At 57.0% G+C, this 19297-nt stretch carries 20 protein-coding genes and 1 pseudogene; 12 read left to right on the forward strand and 9 right to left on the reverse strand.

Going from position 1 to position 19297, the window contains the following annotated elements:
* Positions 1-76 precede the first annotated feature (76 nt).
* A complete protein-coding gene (locus ACOQOY_RS02275; RefSeq protein ID WP_420583865.1) occupies positions 77-922 on the forward strand; it encodes a MurR/RpiR family transcriptional regulator in 846 nt (281 codons plus the stop codon).
* On the forward strand, positions 919-2220 hold the full coding sequence (locus ACOQOY_RS02280; RefSeq protein WP_420583866.1) for a glutamine synthetase: 1302 nt from the start codon (positions 919-921) through the stop codon (positions 2218-2220). Before ACOQOY_RS02275 ends, ACOQOY_RS02280 begins: the two co-directional genes overlap by 4 nt.
* A 313-nt stretch (positions 2221-2533) precedes the next feature.
* Here ACOQOY_RS02280 and ACOQOY_RS02285 read toward each other — a convergent pair whose 3' ends face one another.
* The 4 genes from ACOQOY_RS02285 to ACOQOY_RS02300 all read right to left on the reverse strand — a co-directional run bounded on the left by ACOQOY_RS02285 (position 2534) and on the right by ACOQOY_RS02300 (position 5310).
* Entirely contained in the window at positions 2534-3691 is a 1158-nt protein-coding gene (locus ACOQOY_RS02285) for an adenylate/guanylate cyclase domain-containing protein (protein ID WP_420583867.1), read from the reverse strand.
* Between the two features lie 112 nt (positions 3692-3803).
* On the reverse strand, positions 3804-4406 hold the full coding sequence (locus ACOQOY_RS02290) for an NAD(P)H-dependent oxidoreductase (RefSeq protein WP_420583868.1): 603 nt from the start codon (positions 4404-4406) through the stop codon (positions 3804-3806).
* On the reverse strand, positions 4403-4795 hold the full coding sequence (locus tag ACOQOY_RS02295) for a nuclear transport factor 2 family protein (RefSeq protein ID WP_420583869.1): 393 nt from the start codon (positions 4793-4795) through the stop codon (positions 4403-4405). The genes ACOQOY_RS02290 and ACOQOY_RS02295 overlap by 4 nt, the downstream gene beginning before the upstream one ends.
* 20 nt (positions 4796-4815) lie before the next feature.
* Positions 4816-5310: a nuclear transport factor 2 family protein gene (locus ACOQOY_RS02300; protein WP_420583870.1), complete on the reverse strand. Its 495-nt coding sequence runs from the start codon at positions 5308-5310 to the stop codon at positions 4816-4818.
* Positions 5311-5451: 141 nt separating this feature from the next.
* On the opposite strand from ACOQOY_RS02300, the gene ACOQOY_RS02305 reads away from it, so the two are divergent.
* The 5 genes from ACOQOY_RS02305 to ACOQOY_RS02325 all read left to right on the forward strand — a co-directional run bounded on the left by ACOQOY_RS02305 (position 5452) and on the right by ACOQOY_RS02325 (position 9631).
* Entirely contained in the window at positions 5452-6348 is an 897-nt protein-coding gene (locus tag ACOQOY_RS02305) for a LysR family transcriptional regulator (RefSeq protein ID WP_420583871.1), read from the forward strand.
* 51 nt (positions 6349-6399) lie between these two features.
* On the forward strand, positions 6400-7287 hold the full coding sequence (locus tag ACOQOY_RS02310) for a helix-turn-helix domain-containing protein (RefSeq protein ID WP_420583872.1): 888 nt from the start codon (positions 6400-6402) through the stop codon (positions 7285-7287).
* 113 nt (positions 7288-7400) lie between these two features.
* The gene (locus ACOQOY_RS02315; RefSeq protein WP_420583873.1) at positions 7401-8354 is read left to right on the forward strand and encodes an alpha/beta hydrolase; all 954 of its coding nucleotides are present in this window, start codon (positions 7401-7403) and stop codon (positions 8352-8354) included.
* Positions 8355-8414: 60 nt separating this feature from the next.
* The gene (locus ACOQOY_RS02320; protein ID WP_420583874.1) at positions 8415-8924 is read left to right on the forward strand and encodes a nuclear transport factor 2 family protein; all 510 of its coding nucleotides are present in this window, start codon (positions 8415-8417) and stop codon (positions 8922-8924) included.
* 11 nt (positions 8925-8935) lie between these two features.
* The gene (locus ACOQOY_RS02325; RefSeq protein WP_420583875.1) at positions 8936-9631 is read left to right on the forward strand and encodes an SDR family oxidoreductase; all 696 of its coding nucleotides are present in this window, start codon (positions 8936-8938) and stop codon (positions 9629-9631) included.
* Positions 9632-9633: 2 nt separating this feature from the next.
* Here ACOQOY_RS02325 and ACOQOY_RS02330 read toward each other — a convergent pair whose 3' ends face one another.
* Positions 9634-10470: a LysR family transcriptional regulator gene (locus tag ACOQOY_RS02330; protein WP_420583876.1), complete on the reverse strand. Its 837-nt coding sequence runs from the start codon at positions 10468-10470 to the stop codon at positions 9634-9636.
* A gap of 91 nt (positions 10471-10561) precedes the next feature.
* Here ACOQOY_RS02330 and ACOQOY_RS02335 point away from each other — a divergent pair, with 91 nt between their 5' ends.
* Together ACOQOY_RS02335 and ACOQOY_RS02340 are read left to right on the forward strand one after the other, a co-directional pair.
* Positions 10562-11557 (forward strand): quinone oxidoreductase family protein, encoded by a 996-nt coding sequence (locus tag ACOQOY_RS02335; RefSeq protein WP_420583877.1) that lies wholly within the window; start codon positions 10562-10564, stop codon positions 11555-11557.
* A 25-nt stretch (positions 11558-11582) separates the two neighbouring features.
* Positions 11583-12323 carry an SDR family oxidoreductase gene (locus ACOQOY_RS02340; RefSeq protein WP_420583878.1) on the forward strand — a complete coding sequence of 247 codons (741 nt, stop codon included), beginning with the start codon at positions 11583-11585 and terminating at the stop codon, positions 12321-12323.
* Positions 12324-12606: 283 nt separating this feature from the next.
* On the opposite strand, the gene ACOQOY_RS02345 is transcribed toward ACOQOY_RS02340, so the two are convergent.
* Entirely contained in the window at positions 12607-13071 is a 465-nt protein-coding gene (locus ACOQOY_RS02345; RefSeq protein ID WP_420583879.1) for an Lrp/AsnC family transcriptional regulator, read from the reverse strand.
* Between the two features lie 86 nt (positions 13072-13157).
* Here ACOQOY_RS02345 and ACOQOY_RS02350 point away from each other — a divergent pair, with 86 nt between their 5' ends.
* Positions 13158-14105, forward strand: a complete 948-nt coding sequence (locus ACOQOY_RS02350; RefSeq protein WP_420583880.1) for an EamA family transporter — start codon at positions 13158-13160, stop codon at positions 14103-14105.
* A gap of 82 nt (positions 14106-14187) precedes the next feature.
* Here the strand turns inward: ACOQOY_RS02350 and ACOQOY_RS02355 are convergent, their stop codons facing one another.
* Together ACOQOY_RS02355 and ACOQOY_RS02360 are read right to left on the reverse strand one after the other, a co-directional pair.
* Positions 14188-15378, reverse strand: coding sequence for an aromatic amino acid transaminase (locus tag ACOQOY_RS02355; protein ID WP_420583881.1), 1191 nt, complete (start codon positions 15376-15378; stop codon positions 14188-14190).
* 5 nt (positions 15379-15383) lie between these two features.
* A complete protein-coding gene (locus ACOQOY_RS02360; RefSeq protein ID WP_420583882.1) occupies positions 15384-16292 on the reverse strand; it encodes a DMT family transporter in 909 nt (302 codons plus the stop codon).
* A gap of 110 nt (positions 16293-16402) precedes the next feature.
* Between ACOQOY_RS02360 and ACOQOY_RS02365 the strand changes: the two are divergent.
* Both ACOQOY_RS02365 and ACOQOY_RS02370 read left to right on the forward strand, forming a co-directional pair.
* Positions 16403-16534 (forward strand): annotated as a pseudogene (locus tag ACOQOY_RS02365) (Lrp/AsnC family transcriptional regulator); the annotation flags it as partial.
* A gap of 3 nt (positions 16535-16537) precedes the next feature.
* On the forward strand, positions 16538-16861 hold the full coding sequence (locus ACOQOY_RS02370; RefSeq protein WP_420584023.1) for an Lrp/AsnC family transcriptional regulator: 324 nt from the start codon (positions 16538-16540) through the stop codon (positions 16859-16861).
* 724 nt (positions 16862-17585) lie between these two features.
* Here the strand turns inward: ACOQOY_RS02370 and ACOQOY_RS02375 are convergent.
* On the reverse strand, positions 17586-19289 hold the full coding sequence (locus tag ACOQOY_RS02375) for a SulP family inorganic anion transporter (protein ID WP_420583883.1): 1704 nt from the start codon (positions 19287-19289) through the stop codon (positions 17586-17588).
* Positions 19290-19297 lie beyond the last annotated feature (8 nt).

The following is a 19297-nucleotide window of genomic DNA, read 5'->3' on the forward strand; positions in this document are numbered from 1 at the left end:
AGGTTAAGGAAAGCAAAACTCCAGAGTCAATAAAAATGCCATTGACTGAAAATTTTCTTTCATAAACGATGAACCAATGAACATCCGCGCACAAATCGAGGCGACTTCGGCCAAGCTGACCCAATCTGAGCGCAAACTGGCAGCTGCCTTGTTGTCAGACTACCCTTATGCCGGGCTGATCCCAATTCAGGAACTGGCCGAGCGGGCCGAGGTCTCGCCCCCGTCAATCTCGCGCTTCGTGGCCAAGATTGGCCTGTCCGGCTATGCTGAGATGCAGCGCCGCCTTCTGGCCGAACTGCGCGCTGGCGACCAATCGCCTGTGGATCTGCAGGCCAATGCCCGGCAGATCGAAGGCGGCTATCTAAGCGGGTTTCTGGCCCGCGCCGCCGAGCAGGTCCAGTCGGCAGGAGAGGCCGTTACCGAAGGGCAATTCAATCGGATCGTCGATCTAATTTCCGAACCCAAGCGCAGTGTCTTTGCTGTGGGTGGCCGGATCAGCGACACGATTGCCCGTCATCTAACCTTTCACCTGCGCCTGTCACGCGAAAGCGCCTATCACCTGCCACGGGACCCGGAAACATGGCCCGAATACCTGCTGAGGATGAAGGCGGGGGATATATTCTTTCTGGTCGATTTCCGCCGCTATCAGCGTAATCTGTGCCAGTTGGCGGAACAGGCCAGCAAACAGAAGGTGCAGGTGATATTGATGACCGACAAGGGCCTGTCCCCGGCCACCCGTCACGCGGCTGAGGTGCTGGCAGTGCCCATAGATACCGGCACCGTCTGGGACAGCTACTCGGCGGCGCTGGCTGTGACCGAGGCACTGGTTACGCGGGTGGCCGAGCAAACATGGGACAGGACGCGTGCCAGAATCGAAGCCTGGGATGCAGTGCGCGCGAAAACGTGGAAGGATGAGGAATGAGCGATCTGATCTTCGCAGCGACATGCGACCTGGCGGGCAAGGTCCGCGGCAAGGCCTTCCCTTCTGCGCAATTAGACAAACGCCAGCAAAGAGGTGTTGGCTGGACCCCGACCAATGTGCAAATCAATTGTTTCGACGCCATCGCCGACAGTCCCTTTGGCGCCCTTGGTGATCTGCTTCTGATCCCTGATCAGGCCGCAAGTGTGACCGCCGAATTTGATACACATACTGAACGGTTCATGCTGGGGGATATTGTCACCTTGGACGGAACTCCATGGGAGCTTTGCACCCGCGCGCTCCTGAAGACGGCGCTGGCGCGGTTGGAAGCTGTGGGTGGCGTGCAGCTTCTGGCCGCTTTCGAGCATGAGTTTCAGTTGAAGGGCACAAGCGCCCTTGTTGGCGAAGGTTACGGTCGTGGGGGTTTCGAAGAGCAGCGTGCGCTTTGCGAGGCCCTTATGGCGCAAGTCGAGGCGGCCGGGTTCTACCCCGACAGCATCATGAAGGAATACGGTGCCAATCAGTACGAGGTGGTGATCGGGCCTGAAAAAGGCGTCCGCGCTGCCGACGCCGCCGTCATTCTGCGTGAACTCACGCGTTCGGTCGCGCGCGCCCATGGTGAAGCGGCAACGTTCACACCGATCCGCGACCCAAACAGCGTTGGGAATGGCGTCCACATTCATATGAGCTTTCTGCACCCCGACGGAACCCCGGCCACCTATGACCCCGACGGACCTTGCGGAATGTCGAAGCTGACCGGCGCCTTTGTGGCCGGAGTTCTGAAATATCTCGATGCCATTCTGGCGCTGACCGCACCATCGGTCATATCCTATCTGCGGTTGACACCGCATCGCTGGTCGACAGCCTACAACAACCTCGGCTTCCGCGACCGAGAAGCCTCGCTTCGGGTCTGCCCGGTTACTTCGAAAGACCCCTCTGATATCGCAAGTCAGTTCAATATCGAGTACCGCGCAGCAGATGCAGCCGCCTGCCCGCATTTGGCACTGGCGGCTATCGTACACGCAGGATGCCAAGGCATCGAAGACGGCTTGTCCGCACCCGAACCCACGGAAGAGGATCTGTCGCTGCTGTCTCCGGCGGATTTGAACTCCAGGGGCTTGGTCCGCCTGCCCGAAACGTTGGAGGCCGCGTTGGACAGGTTCATGCAGAACGAAACCGCCAAAAACTGGTTTCCCGAACCCTTCGCCGAGATTTACCGCGCTCACAAAACAAGCGAAATTGTCCATGTCGCTGAGATGGACACAACGGAGCGCTGCGCTGCTTACGAAAGCACATATTAGATGTCAAAACCCTGAGGAAGGAACAGGTTCCAAGGCTTTCCAACCTCCAAAAGGTGAATATAGGCGGTCGACGCGAGGTGGGTGCAGCCCATTGATTCTCCAGTTTCAACCCAAGCCACCGAACAGGACTTAGGCCCATCGCGCCTCAAGTGACAGTGTTAACAGAACTGTTGAAATCCGGTCTTCTCGCGATGCGACGAAGACATTCTACTTCAACGCAGCAAATGACACAGTTTTTTGTCGGAACCTCAGATGTAATTTATGCGCCCGACTACCAACTACCTTGGTCGGCGAACAGTAGACTAACGACGAGTTATTCCCGGACTTTAAAAGCCTCGATTTCCTCGGACAAACCGCGGATAGAATGAGAGCCTACTGACTGCATACTATGTGTTATGTGCTCTGCGACGCTCTGTGTCACAAGTATCTTTTCGTCCAGTTTCTTACACAATTCCTGAATGCGACTGGCAACGTTCACAGCCTGACCGACAACCGTAAAATCCAAGCGACCGGGGCTGCCGATGTTGCCAAAGGTGACGCGACCGAAATCAATGCCGATGACGAATTCGATCGCCTCTTTGCCATTGTCAGCAGCTGTATCGTTGTAGTCATTCAGGTTGCTCAGTGCTTGTTGACCCGCTTGAACAGCAGAGAGGCAGGAAAGTTCCGAGCTGTCATCAATGTCAAAAACAGCAAGTATGCCGTCACCCATGAATTTGAGAACGTCACCGCCCTTTTCTTGGATAGGCGATACCACCATCTCGAAGTATTCACCCATCATGCAAAGCAAGTCGTTTTCGGACCAGGATGAGGCTTTCTCGGTAAATCCACGCAGATCCGCAAATAAGATAGCGGCAGACACTGTTTTGTGTTCTCCGCGCTTTATGTGGCCCTGGTCGATTTCTTCCGCAGGTCCGTGACCCAGATAAGTTTGAAGAAGACTCTTCTGTGAATGGCGCATCGCAATGGGTTCCAAAGCAGCGGCAAGCGCATAGCGAGTGCCTTCAATGTATCGGATGTGCTCGTCCGAGAACCCTGCTTCCGCATTCGAGGTGAAACTGGTGCCCTGAACTGATCCGTTGCCATGCTCCAGCGGGATGGCCAGAAAATCGGTGGCACCTGTTTCAGCCAACTCGGCATAGACCGGATGTTCTTCCAGAACGTCCAGATCGGTCAGGCGTTTGCGCAGTGGGCGCCGCTGCGTGACGACGTATTCAAACGGGCTGCCGTGCCACGCGCTGGTTGCCAGAACCGTGGTCGGTACGGTGTAGCGGCGAGTTTCTTCGGGTGTCCAGATGATCCCCCACGCGCTGAGCAAAGGGTTGGAGTAGTTCTGCGCGATCCGCGCGCGAGCCAAGGGTACGCCCAGGGCGGTCAATCCTTCGCAATAGCCTTTGACGATGAGTTTCTCGTCCCCCAGTAGGCGGCCTTCGGAAATCAACCAATGGTTCAGGTGATCAGTCTCGGTCATTGTGGTCTCACAATCTTGGTCCGCGCCGATAGTCTACCTGTCATTGGTTGTGAAAGAACCCGCGCCGGTTGGAAATTTCGTGATTTTCCAGCAGACGCGGGATCGGCCGACGTCAGCTTACAGCCGCCGCCAGAGAGGGGTCGTCCTCCAACTGCTTGAGCAAACGGGCCTGTCTGACCTTGGGGTCCAGTTCGGGGTCATTCAAATAGGCCAGCATATGAGGTACGTTTTCGTCAATCTGTTCCTGAGTGGCCACAGCCATGCCGTGGGCCACGAACGGTCGCAGATAAGTCATGCCCGCCAGAATTGCTGTTTGTTGGAACGGTTTCAGAAACTCAGCCATGGAAAAGTTGTTGTACCCGCCTGCGTGATAGCTGTGCTCGGGACCTCCGGTCGAGACAAGGATCAGCAACTCGCGCCCCTTCAATCGGTCACCACCCGGCCCATAAGCGAAGCCATAGTTCAGCACCTGATCCATCCAGGCTTTCATGACCGGTGGCGCTGAGTACCAATAGAATGGAAATTGAAACACGATCCGGTCATGAGCCAGCAGCATGGTCTGTTCGACTTCGATGTCAAAGCGCATCTCGGCACCGCCAACGGTGGTCAGATCGCGGGTCGTAACATTGGATGCATCAGAGAGAGCGTCGTACCATGCGCGGTTGATGCGCGATTTGCTCAGGTCCGGGTGGGCGGTGAGAACGAGGGTTTTCATGTGTCAGCCTCTTGCAGGAATTTTGCGGAATAATGCGTGATCAGCGGGCGGCCATCGGGCCGGGTTTCAAAGCGCCAGTTTTCCTGAACCCGCGCTTCGAGACACTCGCCCCCAATTGTCTTGGCGCGAAACAGAACCTCGAACCGTGCTGCGCCGGGTGTGATCGCGACATTGCTGACGTGGTGCTCGGTCGGGCGTTGCAAGGTTTCAAGCACGCCACGATACCAGGCCCGCACGCGCTCATGTCCGCTGAGCGTGGTGTCGACGTCAGGCATGTCCCAGGTTACGTCGGGATGGAGATCAGGCAGGAGCGCCTCAATCGGATCCAGCCTGTCAAAATGGACAAACCAGTCAGCGATGAACCTGCGTATTTCGGGGTAATCGGTCATTTGTTTCACCAGCCAATGGATTATTTAGCCAGTCGTTCGGGGACTGGGGCCAGCGTGTATTGAGACCAGAAAAACGTGTTGGCCGCGTCCTGATCGGCGGACAGGTTGGTTGCTTCGACGATCTTGCCGTTTTCGATCCGATAGACGAGAGCCCATGTCGTATCGACATTCGGTTTGCCTTCAGCGTTCGACCAGCCACGGTGAATATCGACCACGTGGGTCTCGTCTGCGCCGAAATAGATGGGTTCGGCCTGAAAACCGGCGGTGCCCAGTTGTTCGAAAAAGGCCAGCACCTCGTCCCTACCGGTCTTGGTTCCAGACAAGGGGTGGCGGCCCGGGATGTGCCATTTGACGTTCTCGTCCATCACGGCTGCGATACCGTCCAGATCATTGGCGCCATAGGCGGCAAAGAAATCCTGTACGACCTTGATATTGTCTTCGGGGGAAGCGGCCATGGCGGTCTCTCCTGTGATCAGAGTAGCGGTGAGGGCAGCAACTTTGGTCAGAGTGTTCATCTTGTGTCCTCCTGAATACGTGGTGACAGCCTTCCGGGCTGAGGTGGCCTAAAGTTAATAATCTCGCCGATCCGCGATAACTCCCTCTGGAAACACTTCTTTCATGTATAGTATCTAATAATCGAGCTTCTCGGGGACACAATGCGCCTGCCACTTGCCACGCTGGAAATTTTCACCGCCATCGCGCGCCACGGATCGCTACGTGCTGCGGCTGATGCGCTTGGCATCAAACCGTCGACCGTCAGCCATCAATTGAAAGCTCTGGAAGAACAACTGGGAACCGCGCTTTTCATTCGGACAACGCGCTCGATCAGCCTGACCGAGGCTGGGCGGGCCCTGATCCGCGGCGCGGGACCCGCCTTTGATCAATTGTCAGAGGCCGTCGAAAGCGCGCGCAGCACCGGTCACGCCGCGCGGGGCACGTTGAAACTGGCGATGCCCGAGTTTGCCTATCACCTGTATGTTGGTCCAATCCTCAAAAGCTTTTGCGCCGAATATCCCGAGATCGAGTTGGAGCTGTCTCTGACCGATGCGCTATCCGATATTCTGGGTGAAGAACTTCATGCTGGATTCCGCCTGGGGGATCGTGTGGCGCAGGACATGGTGGCGGTGCGACTGACACAGCCACTGCCGGTGGTCGTCGTTGCAAGCCCGGACTACCTGGCGGCACGGGGCATCCCGGAAACGCCGCGTGATTTGCTGCTGCATAACTGCATTCGCTACAGGTTTCAGTCTTCGGGCCATATTGCGCCATGGAGCTTTCAATCGAATGAGGGGGAGTACTCCGTAGATGTGCAGGGCAATCTGATCGCGAACACTCTTCCTGCTACCATCGACATGGCGAAAAGGGGGTTAGGGTTAGCCTATACCTTCAGGGCTTATGTCGCCCCGCTGATTGATAACAGAGTCTTAACGCCAGTTCTTGACGACCACTTGGGTCTGACACCTGGTTTTTTCATGTATTTCCCACGCGAGTATAAATCCATGATGCCGCTGAGGCTATTCGTCGACCATATAAAGCAACAGCAAGGCGTTTGACCCTGCACGCGCAGACCCCACATATCGAATATTTCCAGCCGGAGCCGCTCATTGCCCCTAAAATACGCCGATATCTACCCGTCAGAACCGTTGCTGAACAGTGATGCGATGCAGCGCCCTTCAGCGGCTGGTTTGATGTCAGTGCGGTATTTTCGGGCCGAACCTGATCGGATGCCCGAGGAGGTGTTTGCGGAGCATCATGTCCTTCTGAACTTACAGGAAAAGGGGCATCGCGTTCAGAATTGGCGGGATGGGACGCTGCGGGATTTCACCTTTTGCAAGGACGAGGTGATCGTGACCCCTGCGGGCATGCGGTCAGGCTGGCGGTGGTACGGACAGTCCGACGTGATTGTGATTACCCTGCATCCGGACAAGGTTCAGCACTTTGCGCAGTCCGAGCTTGGGATGCTGCTGGCTCCGGAGCAGTTTCACGACCAGCCGCAGTTTTCTGATCCCGACTTATGTACTGCTGGCGTCATTCTGCGCGACGCGCTTGCTACTGATGATATGTCTTCAGCGGTGATGTTCGAAGCCATGAGCCGGGTGTTTCTGGTCAAACTGCTTCAGAAATACGGCAAACGTCGCGCTGAAGAGATTGAGCTGTCCGCGCGCTTTACGTCTCAGCACTATCAACGGGTGCTGGCCTATGTACAGAACCGTTTGGAACAGACAATCACCGTCGACCAACTGGCCGCTGAGTCGGGCATGAGCCCCTCGCATTTTGCGCGGGTTTTCAAAGAAACGCTAGGCTCGACGCCCATGCAATATGTGATGGCCTACCGGGTCGAACAGGCAATGAAGATGATGGAGGACGCAGCGCGCCCTCTGGGCGATATCGCTTTGGCCTGCGGGTTTTCGGATCAGGCGCATTTCACGCGCAGTTTCAAGCAGGTGGTGGGCCAGACCCCGCGCGCGTTCCGCGCAGCGAATGCCGTCTGAAGCAGGATCTTTCAAAAACGCAGCAGTTCGGTGCAAGTATCATTACTGCCGACAGCGTATCTCAGATGTCATCGGGCTTGTGCCCATCCAGACAGATTTTGGGAGATACCGCTATGAATACCCTCGCTCTGAACACTGCCGCAGCGCTTATGGCATCAACAGCTGCCGTTGCGCAGGTTGAAACCCGCACCGTTACGTTCGAAAACGAAGGTGCCACGTTGTCGGGCACTCTGTACCTGCCTGAAGAGCGCGGAGCTGAACCGCTGCCCACTGTTGTTGTGACCGGTGCCTGGACCTCGGTTCAGGAGCAGATGCCCGCAAACTATGCCCGAGAAATGGCCGAGCGCGGCTTTGCTGCCTTCACCTTCGATTTCCGTGGTTGGGGCAAATCGGGCGACCTGCCGAACAACGTGCGCTTTGTTGAAAGCCCCGAAGCCAAAACATCAGACATCGAAGCCGCCATCGCGTTCGTCGCGACCCTGCCCGAAGTGGATGCAGACCACATCAACGGTCTGGGGATCTGCGCGTCGGCCGGGTACATGGTGGATGCGGTCTCCGGCAATCCACTGGTTCAGCGACTGGGCCTGGTTGCACCGTGGTTGCAGAACTCAGAGATCGTCGAGGCGGTCTATGGCGGCGCAGAAGGTGTTGCCGGGTTGATCGAGGTATCTCATGCCGCCGAAGCCGCTGGAGGACAGATCATTCCTGCCGCAGGTCCCGAGGGTGCCGAAGGGGTGCTGATGCCGATCGGCGGATATTACTATGAGGCCGACCGTGGCGCGATTCCGGAATATGATGACAAATGGAACAATGCTGGCTGGGAAGGCTGGCTAACCTATCATCCTGCCGACAATCCGCAGCGTTTGGACAAGCCGCTGGCAATCGTCCATTCGGAAAGCGCGGCGATCCCACAAGGCGTACAGACTTTCCTTGCCGGTTTCGCAGGAGAGGCGACGGCGCAATGGCTGGAAGATGTCTCGCAGTTCGACTTCTATGACAACCCCGAGGATGTGACCCGCGCGGCCGATACCGTCGCCGAACACTTCCGCGCCGGTTCGAGCGACTAAGCCCTGTTGGGACGCCGAATGATCTTTCGGCGTCCCCCCTAACTTACTCGGAGCATCCTCATGCACAGAAAACTCACTTCCACCCTTGCTGCCATTTCCATGATCAGGACCGCAGCTTTCGCCGAGCAACAGGCAGGCATCTCGACCGCAATCACCGATATCGCGGCTGGTGCCGACCGCCACGACTGGACCCGCGTGCGTAGCGCGTTTGCCGATACCGTCACGACAGACTACACCAGCCTCTGGGGCGGAGACCCGGTCACGCAACCCGCTGATGAGCTTGTCGCGGGATGGTCCGCTTTTCTGCCCGGTTTCGACTCAACGCACCATATGGTGGCCAACCATACTGTCACCTCTTTGTCCGATACTTCGGCCACAGCACAGGCAGATTTCACTGCAACCCATCGTCTTGATGACGGCTTGTGGGTGCTGGGTGGTCGCTATGATTATGAGCTCGAGAAATCAAACAACCGCTGGGTTGTCACAGCGATGACCATGACGGCACTCTGGGAAACCGGTAACCGTGGTCTTGTGGCTCTTGCTGGCCAGCGCGCTGCCGAGGCGAATTGAAGGAGAGGGCCATGACCAGTCAGCGCATCGCACTCGTGACCGGAGCCAATCGCGGTATTGGTAAAGAAGTGTCCCGGCAATTGGCCCGAGACCACGGGATGAAGGTTTTGGTGGGTGCGCGCGATCTGGCAAAAGGGCAGGCTGCTGCGGATGAGATCGGATATGGGGCGGAGGCCTTGCAACTTGATGTCTCGAATTCGGACTCTGTAGCCGCCGCCTTCTTTTTGATGATTGAATCGGTCTATGGTCGCCTCGATGTTCTGGTGAACAACGCAGGCGTTGATTACGACACCGATCAACAGGTCCACCTCGCCGATCTGGACCGGGTCCGCCGAGCGTTTGATACGAACCTCTTCGGCCCTTGGGACACCACGATTGCGGCGGTGCCACTGTTGCAACAAGGCATGGATGCCCGGATCGTCAACGTGACGTCTGGTGCAGGTTCGTTGGCCAGCATGTCCGCCGGCACACCCGGCTATGGTGTGTCCAAAGCGGCTCTCAACGCGCTCACCCTCAAGACCGCGGCCGCCTTGAAACCACATGGCATTCTCGTGAACGCTGTATGTCCCGGCTGGGTTGCGACGGATATGGGCGGCGGTGGGCGTCCGGTTTCCGAGGGCGCCAAGGGCGTTGTCTGGGCAGCGACGTTGCCGAAAGGCGGCCCGACCGGAGGGTTCTTTCGCGATGGAGTTGCGATTGATTGGTAAGTTTAGCTGGGTGTCATGAAATCAATCAGCTTCCTGACCCGCGCGGGTAAAAGGCGGCGGCTTGGATAGACGGCGAACATGTCCCGCGTCAATGGTGTGGCGTCTGTGACCTCAAGCTGTTGCAACTCAGCGTCCACCATATCCAAAGGTAGCATCGCCACACCCAGGTTTCGGCGGGCTGCCTGCGCAATGACATCAAGGTCGGTTAAACTGTGCGCGGTGTGCTTCGGATGCAATGTTTCCCCGTTCTCAAGCACCCAGGGCTGACCAGCTGTCAGGGCGGGCAACGCAAGAAAGTCCGGTCTGGATATCGGCCCGCCCAACTCCCGCTTCTGGATGAAACCCAAACCGGCGCAAAAGCAGTAAGGGACCGACCAGAGCCGTTTTGCGACAAGGCTGGAATCTGTCAGCGGGCCAACCCGAAAGGCCAGATCAATATTGTCGCGAAAGAAGTCCAGCATGACATTTGTGGTCGTCATCTCAAGCGCCACATCCGGGTTCTGTTCCGCAAAATCCAGCAGCCGTGGGCCAATGGTCGTGCGCGCCGCCAGCGGAGGCGCCGTGATGCGGATGCTCTGGCGTCTCGTGTCGTCGGTAAAGCCCGCAACACCTTGCAGCGCCTCAATCGGGTTCTGACATCGGTCCAGAAGCCGACGACCTTCTTCCGTCAGGCGAACCTGACGGGTTGTCCGCTCAAACAGTTTGGTTCCAAGATGGTCCTCTAGCTCGGCAATCCTGCGGCTGACCCGGCTGAGCGGTATCCCCAGGCGCTCCGCAGCTTTGGAAAAGCTGAGATGGTTGGCGACGATAGTAAACAGGGCAAGGTCGTTGTAGATCATTATCCTATTTTTGGGATTATATCTCCCGATATCAACTATTATCATTCAAAGACGTGACCTCTACCTTCTGCGCAACAGAAGGAGACAGTTCATGCCTTTCGCAATTGAAATCAGCCAGACCGGCAAACCGGACGTTCTACGCAAAACTAACCAAGCGACCCCGACCCCCGATGCCGGGGAAATCCTGATCCGCAACAAAACCGGGGCGGTCAACTTTATCGACACGATCATCCGTCGCGGTGAAATGCCCGAGGGGATGATGCCCGAGCTGCCTCATGTACCCGGGGTCGAAGGGGCCGGAGTGGTCGAAGCGCTGGGTGCCGGGGTCGAAGGGTTCTCTGTCGGCGACCGCGTGGCGTGGATGGGACCGATTGGTGCCAGTGGATATGGTACACATTCGGTGATCGCAGCACCCTATGTCACCCGGTTGGGCGATACCGTGGACTTCGAAACCGCCGCAGCAATCCCCGTCAACGGGATGACCGCCTATCACATGCTGGTCAATCTGGGCGGCGCTGCGGCGGGCAAATCCGTACTGGTTCACGCGGCAGCCGGGGGCGTCGGCACCATGGCCCTACAGATCGCAAAGCATCTGAGCATGACGGTGATTGCCTCGACCAGCACCGACAAAGTTGGGTATGCCAAAAATCAAGGTGCCGATCACGTCATCGACTATCGCACCGAGGACGTTACTGCGCGGGTGTTGGAACTCACCGGCGGGCGCGGCGTGGATCTGACGCTGAACCCAATCTCGGGCGAGTCCCTGAAATCAGATCTCAACATGCTGGCGCCACTGGGCACCTCGGTTCTGTTCGGGTTCCTTGCCGGTCCGCCAGCGGGCAGCTTTGCCGACGACTTGGCGAAGCATTTCCAGAAATCCGTCTCGGTCCGGGTCAGCGACATATACACATATTTCGTCAATTACCCCGATCAGTTTAGCGCGGATATGGCAACAGTGTTTGATCTGCTTGAGACGCGCGTTCTGCGCCCGCAGGTCACCGCCCTCCCCATTGCCAAAGCCGCCGAAGCACACCGTCGTCTGGAAGCCGGTGAAACCACAGGCAAGCTGGTGCTGAGCATCGACTGACAAATCAACAAAAGGAGCCCTTGCAATGAGTACGGTTTTCGAAACCGCCCTGAAAGGCAAGCACATTGTCATCGTCGGCGGCAGCAGTGGCATGGGGAAGGCAACGGCAAAGATGGCAGCCGCTCTCGGGGCAAAAATCACAATTGCCAGCCGCAGCGCTGCCAAGTTGCATGCGGCGGCAAACGAAATCGGCGGCGAGGTGCAGATTGCACCGGTCGATACAACTGATGAGGCTGGTGTGAGATCATGGGTCGGGGCCCTTGGCCCGGTGGATCACTTGGTGATCTCAGCCTCAAGTGCGGCGCATGGTGCATTCACCGAACTACCCACAGACGATCTGCGCGCCATGTTTGAGGCCAAGTTTATCGGCCCCTGTATGATTGCGCGTGAAGTGTTGCCGGTGTTGGCTAAAGGCGGCTCCATCACGTTCTTTTCCGGCGTGCTCAGCCGTCGCCCATCCATTGGGGCCACAGGCCTCGGCGCGGTGAATGCCGCGGTCGAAGCGCTGGCGAAAGGGCTGGCGTTGGAGCTGGCCGGTCGGGCGCGGGTGAATTGCATCAGCCCCGGCATGGTCGCAACCGAAGCCTATGCCGCAATGACGAAAGAGGCGCGTGAAGGCATGTATGCGAGGGTTGGTTGCAGCCTGCCCGTGGGACGGGTCGGAGAGGCCGAGGACATCGCGCAAGCCGTGATCATGGCGATGACAAACGGGTTTTTGACCGGTGCCGTTCTGGATGTGGACGGAGGCCACCTTGTGCGCGATTGATGCTTGGCTCAAGCCCAACGTCGACAACACAACTTTGGTCGAAGCTGGCAAGTCGTGTGGAGGCGGTATCCGAATTGGACTGGTGTTAGAAAGCGCACGAATAACAGGACTGCGCAAGCTGCATTTTCGCGCCCGGGCCTCTGATGTACGGCCGGATCGGCCTGTCCTCACAACGTTCAGTGTCGGCCTTGGACACGTTTGCTTACGGTCGGCGCAGGTTGCAACTTCCGGCAGGTGCGGGCTAAGGCTGCCATTTGATGAAGCCCGCCTTCTCTGCACGGGCTTAGAGCTCAACCAAACGCTCTTCAACCGGCGAGGACTGAACAATAGACGAGTTCGTCGCACCGAATGGGACGATCCGATCGATGACCGTTTCCATCTCCGCTACGTCGCGGACATGCGCCCGTGCGACAAAGCAGTCTTCGCCGGATACGCGATCGCAGGCAACGATCTGCGGCGTCTCCTGGATCGCTTTGACCATGTTCTGCATTGCGCCCGGTAGTGGTCTCGCCCGGATCAGGATTGTCAAACCGTAGCCAAGGCGGGACGGATCGATGCGCGCGCCGTACCCGGTGATAATGCCCAAGTCCTCAAGACGCCTGACGCGATCCGCCACACTTGGGGCGGATAGGCCGACACGGCGAGACAGTTCCGCCCGGGAAATGCGGGCATCGGCACAAAGCTCACGCAGAATCGTTGCGTCGATTTTGTCGATGCAGGCTTCTTCGGATCGAAGGTTGTTTCTCATATTCACCTTCTTTCTGTGACCAGTTTTCTCATATCAACTATCCACGGCGCATATCAACGCTCGCTTTCACCTTGCATCATGACCGTATGAATAATCAAGCTCCCACCGACGCTCCCAGAGCCATGTCGCGCTTGTCCGAGGCTGTTCCGCCTCATGCTTGGTTTGGTGTGTCCGCCATCTTCCACTACCTCGGCCCAGCCTTCGCCGTGCTGCTGTTTCCGGTTGTAGGCGTACTCGGCGTTGCGTGGTTCCGCATTGCTTCAGCCGCCTGTGTCTTCGCGCCGTTCACTAAACCCTGGCACACGTTCAAACGGTCAACTGTCCGCGAACGCATCCTTCTTGCCACGCTTGGCGCCTGTCTCGCAGTGATGAACAGCGCATTCTACCTGGCTTTGGACCAATTGCCGATCTCTCTGGTGGCTGCAATCGAGTTTGTTGGCACCATCGGGCTCGCGCTTTGGGGCCTGCGCACTGGGCGCAACAGTCTGGCCTTTGCCTGCGCCATCATTGGCGTAGCCCTCCTGATAGACGTGCCCTCCCTGCTGGCGGCGGACGGACCCGCGCTAAACGCTGACCTTCTGGGCCTGTTTTGGGCGGCCCTGAACGGGTTGCTGTTCGTCCTCTACATCATTCTGGGCCACAAGATCTCTGAGGCGGGTGCGTCAGGCGGTGTGGAGCGTCTCGGCGCGGCTATGATGGCGGCGTTCATCTTCGTGATGCCCATAGGGTTCCTGCAAGCTCTCGACGCCTTTGGTGCGCCATTGCTGGTGCTGGCAGGGATGGGCGTCGGCATCTGCTCATCCGTCATCCCCTATGTCTGCGATCAGCTTGCGATGGCCTGTCTTCCTCGCGCCAGCTTTGCGCTCCTGCTTTCCCTCTTGCCCGCAACGGCCACCATCATTGGATTGATCGTGCTGCGCCAGATTCCCAGCGTAATGGATATTCTGGGCGTGGCGCTGGTGATGATCGGCGTGGCCATTCACAAACCCGCGCCTATTCCGGTGCAGATGGCCACACAAGACAAGATCACCTAAGTGCCGTCATTTCCAAATAGCCCGCGACCGAGACTGGCAAACCTACTCATTGCGCATAACCGTTTCTGCCCATGCAGCCCATTTAGGTCCGCAGGATACCGCTGGTTTCCTTGAGCGCCCGGACTAGGTATGGGACGTCGGCGGTAGAAAGGCCCGCCACGTTTATTCGTGCCCCGTCCGTTCCATAGATGCTGTATTCTTGGCGCAAAAACTCCATTTGCTTTGCATTGAAGGGCAGCACCGAAAACATCCCGCTGTGATGGTGAATGTCCAGCAAACGACGCGAGACGCCAGTTTGCCGAAGGCAGTCCACAAGTTGGCCGCGCAGAGCAACGATCCGCTGCCGCATTGCTTCGAGTTCGCTTTTCCAAAGGTCGTAGCGTTGAAAGACCAGCGAGGCGACGGAAGCACCATGATCAGGCGGCATGGAATAATTCGTCCACGCCAGGTTTTCCAGAACAGCAGTAGCGTTACTCGCCTCCCGTGTGGAACTGGCAATCACCAATGCTGCCCCCGTGCGTTCACAATAAAGCCCCATATTTTTAGAACAACTCGCCGCGACGAGCACGGTTTCGAGACGCTCCACCAAAAGACGTAGCCCAATGGCGTCCTCCTCTAACCCGAGCCCAAAACCCTGATAAGCCATATCTACAAATGGGATCAGTGCTTTGCGTTCACATAAATCTGCAACCGCTGACCAAGAATTCAGGTCCATTTCCAACCCTGTAGGGTTGTGACAGCACCCGTGCAACAGCACCACATCACCGCTTTGAGCGGCTTCGAGATCTTCTAGGATCAGCGCGATATCGGCCATGCCCGCCTTTGATCGCAAACGGTATGGGCGTATGGGCAAGCCTGCGCCTTCACAGATTGGGCGATGGTTCACATAGCCCGGGTCCGAAGACCAAACCATTGTTCCCGGAGAACTTACGGCGATCATTCCCGCAAGAAGGCTTAGCGCTCCGGTTCCGCCAACCGTCTGCAATGCTGCGATCTGACGCGCGCGAGGCAATGCGTCACCCAGCAAGAGCTGCACCATGCCCGCGTTAAAACGGGTGTGCCCGGACAGCGAACGATATGATTTCGACAGCCGCTGTTCAGCCAGCTCCAGCTCGGCCTGACACACCACATCCATGACCGGCGTCTGCCCCTGTTCATCGCGATACACCCCCAGCACAAGGTCAAGCTTTTCCGGGCGCGGGTCAGCGCGAAAACGATGAGACAGAGCAAACAAAGGGTCTTTTTCAGCAACGGGAAAATCAAGCATTGCCATGATCCTTACTGTCGATTGAAGAGGATGACGCCCACGCAGATGACAACAACGGCCAATAATGTCATTGGAGGCAGAGTTTCGTGCAACACCGGAACGGCGAGAAGCGCCGTCAAAACCGGTGTCAGCGCACCAATCGTAGCGCAGGTCGTGGGGCCAATCCGCGTCACAGCAAATGCAAACGTCAGGCTGGCGACTACACCGGCGCCTAAACCTTGCGTCAGGACAAATGGCAGCGCTTCTTTAGGGCTGTAGCTGCCAAACTGCAAAGTTACGGTGCCTGATGCTAGCAATAGAACCATGACCAAGCAGGAGCTGAGCGATATCACCAGCGCACAACCCACTGGATCCAGACCTGAACGTGCAGCCGCGACAGAATAAGAGGCCCAAAATAGGCTTCCGCACAACAGCAGGCCGATACCGCGCCAATCGGAAACTTCGCTCTGGTCCATAGCCAACAGAACCGCCCCTGCGATAATCCCTGCCAATGCACTCAGCCCACGCAGCCCCGGCTTTGCGCCCGTGAGCCGCCAAAGGATAAGGGCCACAAAAACAGGCATGATGCCGGGTATCAACGCGCCAACATGCGCTGCGGATGTAAGGCTTCCACCATTTACGGCCAATGCGAAAAACGGAATTCCGGCACCGATGCCGATGGTCGCGCAGTGCGGCAGACCCGCCTTGCGGATCATGTCGATCCTTGATGGTAAAAACGGCAAGAAGACAATCATAGGTACCAGCGCGCGGATCACGCCAACATCCGCAAACCCCAGTGCAGACCCGTTGGTCGCCCGGGCGCTCAGCGCAAAGCTGGCCCAAATCAAAACCGTCACACCCATCGCAACAAAGCCGGGCAGCGCGTCTAACCTCTGCGACCGCAGCCCAAAGCCATGGGTGATAGATGATTGATACGTCATATTCGTCTCCAAGAGTTTCGCCGCGCAATATGCGCAAAACAAAATCTTGGGAATTGCGTTATCATGCTCGATTTGTGTAATTTTTAGCAGAAACTTCCAAAACTGGACCGATGGATAGCAAAGACTTTCAAATCATTCGGGCCCTGCAGCGGGATGGTCGGCTGAGCAATCAGGAATTGTCTGAAAAGGTGAGCCTGTCGCCATCGCCATGCTTGCGTCGTGTCAGGAACCTCGAGAAAGAAGGCGTGATCCGCGGCTATACCGCAATTGTGGATGAGGCCAGCCTTGGCCTCGCCGTGACGGCCTTTGTCCGCGTCACACTTGAACGCCACACAGAAGAGACCACCCGCGAGTTCGAAGAGAGCATACGCAGCATAGATGAAATCCTGGATTGCTACGTTATGACTGGAGGGTCGGACTATTTGCTGCGGGTTATGGCCCCCGATTTACAAAGCTATGAGCGTTTCGTGCGCCAACGCCTGCACAAGGTAAAGGCCATCGGGTCGATTGATACCGGCTTCGCATATGGCGTGGTGAAGCGCTCTATGCTTCTACCCTATCCGGGGTGACGGTTATTGCCTCAAAGAGCATCGGTTGCGCCAATGCCCGTTTTCACCACACCACGTTAAAGCATCAGGTTAACGAGGACTTTCATCCCGCCCCGTTTAACCAATGTCAGTGCGACGCCGAACGCGGCCAAGAGACGACGCCCCCCGGTCAGCCCATATGGCTCTACGATTGGTTAGGACCTCGACTGCCTTGTTCCCCAGCCCGGCATAAATGGTCAACACGGCCACATCGATGACGGCAAAGACAAACTGCAAGGGACAGGTATTGCAGGAACAATGGCTCGCTTGGGATAGAACACGGAAAACCTGTGCTTCAGGGGCTGGCGGGGCCGCGGGGATTTTTCGAATTTGTCTCCGCCAACAAGGGTGACGTGAGTCATACTATTGACCACCTGTACGTTTCCGACGATCAGACTCTGGCCGTAATGATCGGCTGCGCAGAGGCAAAATTGTCTTTGAAATAAAAGGTTAAGATACTCAACAAAGTATTCTGCTCCGCATGAATCAGGCTGTTTGCAATGCAATGACATGTCGCCAGGCTACATCACCGCTCCTCGGCCTTAACTCTGCCAAAAATAGAGCGACGCCCCAAAGCAGTCACTGGGTTAGAACGAAACGCCGGAGCGGCAATCTGCATTCCAGAAATTCATAACAGATGCGCAACCTTCACGTTTCAGTTGCGCTAGAAGGGACTGTTGGAACGCACGAGGAGTGGGGTGAATTCTTAACTTTTCGCGACTTCAGCTTCGTACGCTTCGATCATCTCATGACCTGTGGTGAAAAAGAGAGACTCGGGGATAAGATCAGTTACTCCGTAGCGTTTGAGTTCCGCCTTTAGCGCTGGTTCGGCGAAGAGAAACACAACCTTGGTGCCGTGGGTACTGAGAGTTTGAACAATTGATTTCAAAGCATACCCGGCCGTAAAATCAATGTCGTCGATTGCAGAAGCGTCGATGCAGAGCCAATTCGTCTTGTCCTTGGTGGCGGCGATGACGCCTGTGACCTCATTCGAAAACCGCTGCGCGTTTGCATAGTACATCCCATGCGAGAAGCGGTAGATAATCAGTCCGGGTTGAAATTGACCGGGCCTTTCCAGAGATTGCGTCAGCCATTCCCCGTCCGACGCTTTGATGATGACGGAGTTCTTTGGCCGATAACCTTTGCGCGTGTGATCGATCAGAGAAAGAGCCATGGCAACGATGATGCCTTGTTCAACTCCGATAACGACGACAATTGCGGCGGTCCCCATCGCGATCCAGAACTCGGTTGGCGCCTGAGCCAAGATAACCCGCAAGCCCTGGAGGTCGATCAGCTTTAAGCCAATCAGGAAAACGACAGCAGAAAGCACAGCGTTCGGCAAAAACGCCAGCGGCTGGGTCAAGAATAGTAGAACCAGGAGCACGACAAGCGCTGTGGTTAGTTGGGCGATCTGGCTTTGACCTCCGGCACCGGCAACCATCTCGGTCTTGGTTGGGCTGCCATTGACGACGAATGTCGCGCTCAGTGCCGCGCCGATATTGGCGATACCCAGCCCGACAAGATCAGTATTTTCGCTGAATTTATCGCCGTATCGCACCGCATAGGCGCGGGATGTGGCGGCACTCTGCGCGAGGATGACAACCAGTATCGCCAGCGCTGTTGGCAGCAATTGTTTGAACGTCGTCCAGGTCCAGCTGACATCCGGGATTGAAAGCGATGGCAAACCACTTGGTACAGGGCCAAGCAGGGCAATACCACTTCCTTCGAAGTCATAGTACCAACTGAGCCCAATTGCCCCGATCACGGCAATCAAGGGCCCCGGGATTTTTGGGGACAGACGCTTTGCCCCGATAACGATTACTAGGACTGCGGCCACAATCAGAAACGTGGCCCAACTGACCTGATCCAGATTCTGATAGGCGCTTGATAGTTTTTGGATCGTGCCATGACCACTCGTTTCAATGCCGAACAACCCGGGTAACTCACCCAGAGAGACCTGAATACCGACGCCGGTCAGGAAACCGACCAGCACTGTTCGTGACAGAAAATCCGCCAGAAATCCCAGGCCGACGATCCGGGCTGCAATCAACAGAACGCCAGCAATCAGCGCCAATAGTGACGCCAGCGCCATGTATTCGGAAGGGCCACTCACCGCCATTGCGGCCAAGGCCGATGCGGTGATGGCGGCCGTTGCCGAATCCGCCCCGACAACAAGGTGGCGCGAGGATCCGAATATCGCGAACAGGGTCATCGGAATCAGGATCGTGTAGAGCCCGGTAACAACCGGGGTTCCCGCAATTTTTGTGTACCCCATGACTTCGGGTATCGCGAGGCACGCAAACGTCACGCCAGCAAGTATTTCCATCGGAAGCTTGGTTGGAACTACCGGCAGGATACCCTGCAAGACCGGAAGGGAAAAACCGCGAATGTGAGATGTTTTGTCAGGCATTCAAATGC

The organism is Ruegeria sp., from assembly GCF_965221235.1.
GTDB lineage: Bacteria > Pseudomonadota > Alphaproteobacteria > Rhodobacterales > Rhodobacteraceae > Ruegeria.